Source organism: Sphingomonas sp. LH128 (assembly GCF_000293195.2).
Classification (GTDB): Bacteria; Pseudomonadota; Alphaproteobacteria; order Sphingomonadales; family Sphingomonadaceae; genus Novosphingobium; species Novosphingobium resinovorum_A.
Map to the genome: position 1 here is coordinate 1 of NZ_ALVC01000533.1, position 6,230 is coordinate 6,230.

At 68.8% G+C, this 6,230-nt stretch carries 7 protein-coding genes and 1 riboswitch; of the genes, 4 read left to right on the top strand and 3 right to left on the bottom strand.

All coding sequences use genetic code 11. The annotated features are described in order from the left end of the window. The coding region (locus tag LH128_RS34890) for a hypothetical protein (RefSeq protein WP_327195322.1) at positions 1 to 186 on the bottom strand (186 nt) is incomplete at its 3' end. Positions 187 to 267: 81 nt separating this feature from the next. After that, positions 268 to 459, top strand: a riboswitch (cobalamin riboswitch). 106 nt (positions 460 to 565) lie between these two features. Between LH128_RS34890 and LH128_RS29765 the strand changes: the two genes are divergently transcribed. From LH128_RS29765 to LH128_RS29780, 4 genes are all read left to right on the top strand, one after another. Then, positions 566 to 2,428: a TonB-dependent receptor plug domain-containing protein gene (locus LH128_RS29765; protein WP_008833415.1), complete on the top strand. Its 1,863-nt coding sequence runs from the start codon at positions 566 to 568 to the stop codon at positions 2,426 to 2,428. Positions 2,429 to 2,571: 143 nt separating this feature from the next. Beyond that, the gene (locus LH128_RS29770; protein ID WP_008833416.1) at positions 2,572 to 3,585 is read left to right on the top strand and encodes an ABC transporter substrate-binding protein; all 1,014 of its coding nucleotides are present in this window, start codon (positions 2,572 to 2,574) and stop codon (positions 3,583 to 3,585) included. Next, on the top strand, positions 3,582 to 4,547 hold the full coding sequence (locus tag LH128_RS29775; protein ID WP_008833417.1) for a FecCD family ABC transporter permease: 966 nt from the start codon (positions 3,582 to 3,584) through the stop codon (positions 4,545 to 4,547). The genes LH128_RS29770 and LH128_RS29775 overlap by 4 nt, the downstream gene beginning before the upstream one ends. Then, positions 4,544 to 5,290, top strand: coding sequence for an ABC transporter ATP-binding protein (locus LH128_RS29780; RefSeq protein WP_008833418.1), 747 nt, complete (start codon positions 4,544 to 4,546; stop codon positions 5,288 to 5,290). Before LH128_RS29775 ends, LH128_RS29780 begins: the two co-directional genes overlap by 4 nt. A gap of 3 nt (positions 5,291 to 5,293) precedes the next feature. On the opposite strand, the gene LH128_RS33950 is transcribed toward LH128_RS29780, so the two are convergent. Beyond that, positions 5,294 to 5,455, bottom strand: a complete 162-nt coding sequence (locus LH128_RS33950; RefSeq protein ID WP_327195323.1) for a hypothetical protein — start codon at positions 5,453 to 5,455, stop codon at positions 5,294 to 5,296. A 46-nt stretch (positions 5,456 to 5,501) separates the two neighbouring features. Further along, entirely contained in the window at positions 5,502 to 6,089 is a 588-nt protein-coding gene (locus LH128_RS29785) for a septal ring lytic transglycosylase RlpA family protein (protein WP_008833419.1), read from the bottom strand. Between the last annotated feature and the right edge of the window lie 141 nt (positions 6,090 to 6,230).

A 6,230-nucleotide genomic window follows, 5' to 3' on the forward strand; every position in this document is an offset into this window, starting at 1 on the left:
GAATTTCACCCTGAAACGAGCGACAGACCAGTCCCCCTCCTTCGAACGCAGATCGACGGTGACCAGTGCGGCGCCTTTTCCGCAGCCTGCTAAGGGCTTAAGATTTGGCTGCGCCTCGTCGTCCCGGACTTGATCCGGGACCGCTGGCCGTGAACGGCCGCCCTTGCGGCGTGGCGCCTTGCCCATGGCTCGCGCCTAAAGACCGCCACCGGCCCCGGATCGAGTCCGGGACGACGAATGCTTGCCAACCCCTGTATGCCGCACTATCCGCGCGGTTACGTCATGGGTTGCCCGCAAGGGCCTAAGAGGGAAGCCGGGTGCGAATACCGGCGCTGCCCCCGCAACTGTGACCGGGGAGGCCGCCTCCACCATGCCACTGGCCCGTATGAGGGCCGGGAAGGCGGATGGCGCGACTGACGATCCGGGAGCCAGGAGACCTGCCCGAGACGGTCGTTCCGCAGCCGGACGGGGTTCTTCCGGGTGCAGCGAGTGTGACGCGCCATGAGGAAGGCGCGCATGCCTCCGCCGTGAACGGCACAAGCACGTTCAAAGGTTCGGAGGACATATGAAGTATCTGTTTCTGCTCGGCACCGCGCTTGCCGTGAGCACCCCCGCGATGGCGCAGGACGCGGTTGCGATCGGCGAGCAAATGGCGGCGGGCGACCGTGCGATGGCGCGCACCGACATCACCGTCACCGCGACCCGTGAGCCGACGCCGATCACCCAGGTCGGCCAGTCCGTCAGCGTCGTCACCCGCGACCAGATCGAGCGCACGCAAGCGACCACCGCCACTGACGTGCTTGCCCGCATCCCCGGCATCTCGACCGTGCAGTCGGGCGGTTTCGGCCAGCCCGCGAGCGTCTTCGTGCGCGGCGCCGAGAACGCGCAGTCGCTGGTGCTGATCGACGGTGTGCGCATCAACGATCCCGGCGACGTCGGCGGCGGCTTCGACTTCGGCGCGCTGCCGATCGGCCAGTTCGACCGTGTCGAGGTCGTGCGCGGTTCCTCGGGCGTGCTGTGGGGCAGCCGCGCGGTGGGCGGCGTCATCAACTTCATCACCGCCCGCCCGACCGAGCAGTGGACCGCGCGCGGCCAAGCCGAGTATGGCTGGCGCGACCGCAAGCAGGCGAGTGTCTCGGCGGCGGGTCTCGTCGGCCCGGTCGGGCTGACGCTGGGCGGCAACTGGCTCAAGGGCGACGGCTTCTCGGCCTTCAACGAGCGCCGCGGCGCCACCGAGAAGGACGGCTTCGAGAGCAAGAGCGCCAATGCCCGCGCCTCGATCGAGTTCGCGCCGGGCCTCTCGGCCGATGCGGGCGGGTTCTACACCAAGGCGAACTACGACTACGACAACACCGGTGCCGATGCCCTCAACGTCGGGATGAAGCGCGATACGCTGGGCTATGCGAACCTGCGCTATGCGGGCCTCGACGGAAGGCTGAACGCGCGCGTCGGCTATGGCATCAACGACACGCGCCGCATCTCCGATGACGCGGTGTTCGGCCCCTACACCACCAACGGCCGCACCGAGCGCTTCGAGGGCCAGGTCAGCTTCGCACCCATAGAGGAGGCCAGCGTGCTGGTCGGCGGCGAGACCGAGAAGCAGAAGTTCGACGACAATTACGGCTCGAAGGATTCGACCACCATCGACAGCCTGTTCGGCAACCTGACGCTGCGTCCGTTCACCGGCCTGACGCTGAACGGCGGCCTGCGCTACGACGACAACTCGGACTTCGGCGACCGCACGACCTTCGCCGCCAACGGCGCCTGGGTGATCGGCGGCGGCGACAGCGCCCCGGTCCTGCGGGCCAGCTACGGCGAGGGTTTCAAGGCGCCCTCGCTCTACCAGCTCTACACCAACGCGGGCTTCCGCGCGCTCGATCCCGAGACGTCGAAAAGCTGGGATGTGGGCCTGGAGCAGCCCTTCGCGGAAGGGACCGGCCGCTTCACGGTGACCTACTTCGATCGCAAGACGAAGAACCTGATCGACTACGACCTTGCGAACTTCAATTACTACAATGTCGGCCGGTCGCGGGCGCAGGGTGTGGAACTGGGGATGCAGGTGACCGACTGGCAGGGCTTCGACGTGAACCTCGCCTATACCTACCTCGACGCCGTCAACGAGGACACCGGCGCGCAGCTGGCGCGTCGTCCGAAGAGCAATCTCTACGCCAGCATCGACAAGGCGTGGGCGGTCGGTCTGAAGCTGGGCGCGGACCTGCGCGTCGGCGGCGGGCGCTACGACGATACCGCGAACACACAGTACGTTGGCGGCAACGTAGTCGTGGGCCTGCGCGGCGCCTTCGCGGTGACGCACAACGTCGAGGTCTATGGCCGCGTCGAGAACCTGTTCGACGAGCATTACGAAGTGGTGCGCACGTACGGCACGCCCGGCCGCTCGGCCTATGCCGGCATCCGCGTGAAGATGTGAGCCAAGGGGCGGTCCATGGCAGGCGTCGTCCCGGACGTGTTCCGGGACCGCTGGCCGTGGACCGCCCTCCTCGCGATATTTCCCTGACCCCTCGTCATTGCGAGCGCAGCGAAGCAATCCAGGGGCGCGTAAACCGCCCTGGATTGCTTCGCTGCGCTCGCAATGACGAGGGAGGGGGAGCGCAAGCGGGCTTCGGGTGGCTTGCCGTTACCCCGCTGCTCCTGACGCTCGCCGCCTGCCAACCCTGGTCGGACCCGCCGGTCGAGGGATCGGTACGTCCGCGCATCGTTTCGCTGAACCCCTGCACCGATGCGGTGCTGGCGGAGGTGACGTCGCCGGGGCAGCTGCTGGCGATCTCCCACTATAGCCACGATCCCTCGGCCAGTTCTATGGATCTCGCCCGCGCCGCGCAGTTCGCCGAAGTGTCTGACGCGGTGGAGGATGTCGTCGCGCTCGAACCCGATGTCGTGGTGGCGAGCAGCTACACGCCGCCGGCCACCGCGCAGGCCCTGCGCGACATGGGGCTGGAGGTCGTGCTCGAGCCGCTTCCCGCCGACCTTCCCGAAGCGCTCGCGCAAGTGCGGCGGCTGGCGAAGCTGGCGGGCAATCGTTCGGAAGGGGAGGAACTGGCCGGGCGGATAGAGGCCGCCGTCGCCCGTGCCAAGCCGCCGACCGGCGTGCGGCCGGTGCAGGCGCTGCTGTGGGAATCCGGCGGCATCGTCGCGGGCGACCACACGCTGATCGCCGATCTCATGCGCCGCGCCGGGTTTGCCAATGCCGCTGCCGCGCGCGGGCTTGCCCAGGCCGATTACCTGCCGCTGGAACGCGTGGTGGCCGATCCGCCGCGCGTGGTCTTCACCGTGGACTCGCCCGCCGGCGAGGAGGACCGGATGCTGCGTCATCCCGCTCTCGCCAAAGTCCGGGGCATGATCCGCGCGCCGCTCGACCGTTCGTTGATCTGGTGCGGCGGGCCGACCGTGCCCAAGGCACTGGCGCGGTTCGCGCAAGTGCGGCGATCTCTCGATAACCCTAGGTCCCGCGCTCATCTCGGGCCCTTCGACAAGCTCAGGGTGAGCGGGGATGAAGGGAATCGCACAAGCTCCGCTCATGCTGAGCTTGTCGAAGCACCCGGCACAACGGCAGACCTTCATCCATGAACCGCCGCCTGATTCCGATCTTCGTCGTCCTGCTCGCGCTCGCCGTGCCGCTGTCGCTGCTGGCGGGGCGAGTGTGGATCGATCCCTTTGCGTCCGACACACACAATGCCTCGGTTATCCTGCTGTACTTGCGCCTGCCGCGCGCGTTGCTGGCGCTGATCGTCGGCGCGGGACTTGGCGGGGCGGGGGCGGCGATGCAGGGCTACTTGCGCAATCCGCTCGCCGATCCGGGCCTGTTCGGCATCGCGCCGGGCGCGGCGCTGGGTGCGGTGCTGAGCTTCTGGACCGGCTATGCCGCGTCGGTCTGGCTGCTGCCGGTCTTCGCTCTCGTCGGCGCGGGCGGGGCGATGGCGCTGCTGGCGTTGATCGCGGGGCGTGAGGCGGGCGTCGCCCTGTTCACGATGGCGGGGCTGATGATCTCCAGCCTGGCGGGGGCGCTGACGAGCCTTGCGATCAGCCTTTCGCCCACGCCGTTCGCGATGAGCGAGATCGTGACCTGGCTGATGGGCGCGCTGGCCGACCGTTCGTGGCGCGAGGTCGTCATTGCCGGGCCGCTGACGCTGCTGGGACTCGGCGTGCTGCTGGTGGCCGGGCGGGGGCTCGACGCGCTCACGCTGGGCGAGGCGGCGGCGCGTTCGCTGGGCTTCGAGCCGAGGCGACAACAGGCGCTGATGATCGCGGGCGTGGGCCTGACGGTCGGCGCGGCGGTTGCGGTGGCGGGTGTGATCGGCTTCGTCGGACTGATGGTCCCGCATCTCGTTCGGCCGCTGACCGACCGGCGGCCGTCCTCGCTGCTGGTGCCGAGCGCGCTGGCGGGGGCACTCCTGCTGCTCGTTGCCGATGCCGGCTGCCGCGTCCTCCCGCTTGCGGGCGGAGAGCTGCGGCTGGGGATTGCGCTCGCGCTGATCGGCGCGCCGTTCTTCCTTGCGCTGCTGCTGCGCATGCGGCGGGGGCTGGCATGACCGGGACGCTGAACACGGTGGGGCTCGGCATCGCGGGACGGCTGCGCGACCTGACGATGACCATCCATGCGGGGGAAGTCACTGCGATCTGCGGACCGAACGGCGCGGGCAAGTCGACGCTGCTGTCCTGCCTGGCGGGACTGGTGGAGCCCGATACCGGCGTTGCCGCGCTGGGCGGACGAGTGATGCATGCGGTGCCGCCGCGGGAACGCGCGCAGTGCATCGGCTATCTTCCGCAAAGCCCCGAAGTGGCGTGGGACGTCACGGTCGAAGTGCTGGTCGGGCTCGGTCGCCTGCCCTGGCAGGATACAGGGACGGGCGGTGGGCGGACCGCGATCGATGCCGCGATCGCGACGATGGACCTCGAGGCATTCCGGAAACGACCCGTCTCGCAGCTGTCGGGAGGTGAGCGGGCGAGGGCGCTGATGGCGCGGGTGCTGGCGACTGGCCCGGCCTGGCTGCTGGCGGACGAGCCGCTGGCCAATCTCGATCTCGGCCATGCGCTCGCATTGATGGGGCGCCTGCGCGAGCAAGGCCGCCAGGGCCGCGGCGTGGTGCTGGTCCTGCACGACCTGGCAACCGCGATGAACTACGCCGATCGCGTCATGGTGCTGCACGAGGGACGGATCGCCGCTGACGGAGAGCCCGGCCACGCGCTGTCCGAAGACGTCATCCGGAACGTTTGGGGCTGTCCGGCCCGCTGGTTGGGCGAGCCGGGAGCGCGTGCGCTTTCGCTGGGGTGAGCGTCAGCTTTCGACGAAGTGGCCCTTCGACCAGATGCGCATGGGCTCTTCGCGCTTTTCCGCCTCGCGCTGGTGCATCTCGCGCTGGCGGTCGAACAGCAGCGATCCCGTGCCACGGGCGAAACGGCTGCGACGGAACGGAATTTCGGCGCCTGAAGTCATCATCTCTCTCCTTTGGAGAGATAACGCGCAGCGCTTGCGTCCGGTTCCCTCAGCGCGTGCCGACGCCGCGCGCGAACTGTTCCTGCAGATTGGACAGCGTGCGGGCCGGGACCGGGGCGAGCGACCTGGCGGTCTTGCCCTTGCGCAGCGCGGCGCGGTCCTTCTCGTCGGGCTCGATGGCGCGGACCCGCACCGCCGCCTTGCCCTGCGTGCGGATGCCCAGCTCCTCCGCTGCGCCGCGCGAAAGATCGATGATGCGCGCGCTCTCGCCATACGGGCCGCGGTCGTTGATACGCACGATGATGCGCCTGCCGGTGTCGAGCGAGGTGACTTCCACATAAGCGGGCAGGGGCAGCGTCTTGTGCGCGGCGGTGATCCAGCCGGGGCGGAAGCGTTCTCCGTTGGCCACCTGGTTGCCGCTTTCCGAACCATACCACGTCGCATAGCCGAGCATGTCGTAGCCGGGCTGCGCGGCGGGAGTATAGGTTATGCCGCGCACCTTGTAGGGAGGGCCGATGCGGACGGGCACGTCGCTGACGGGGCGGTACTTCACCCCGCCGCCGCATGCCGCGAGCATGGCGACGAGGGACAGAACGGCAATGTTCCGTAAGGGGGCGCTGCGGATGAGGCCGGGCATGGCGGGCAGACTAGGACGTGAACTCATAAACAGCACCATCGAGGCGCCGGAATGGCGAACAACTCGGGCGGAAGCGTCCGCCGGAAGGGCTGGTTGCCCTTCCAAGGCCGCTTCGGTTCGAGATGGAAGCCATTCCGGCGT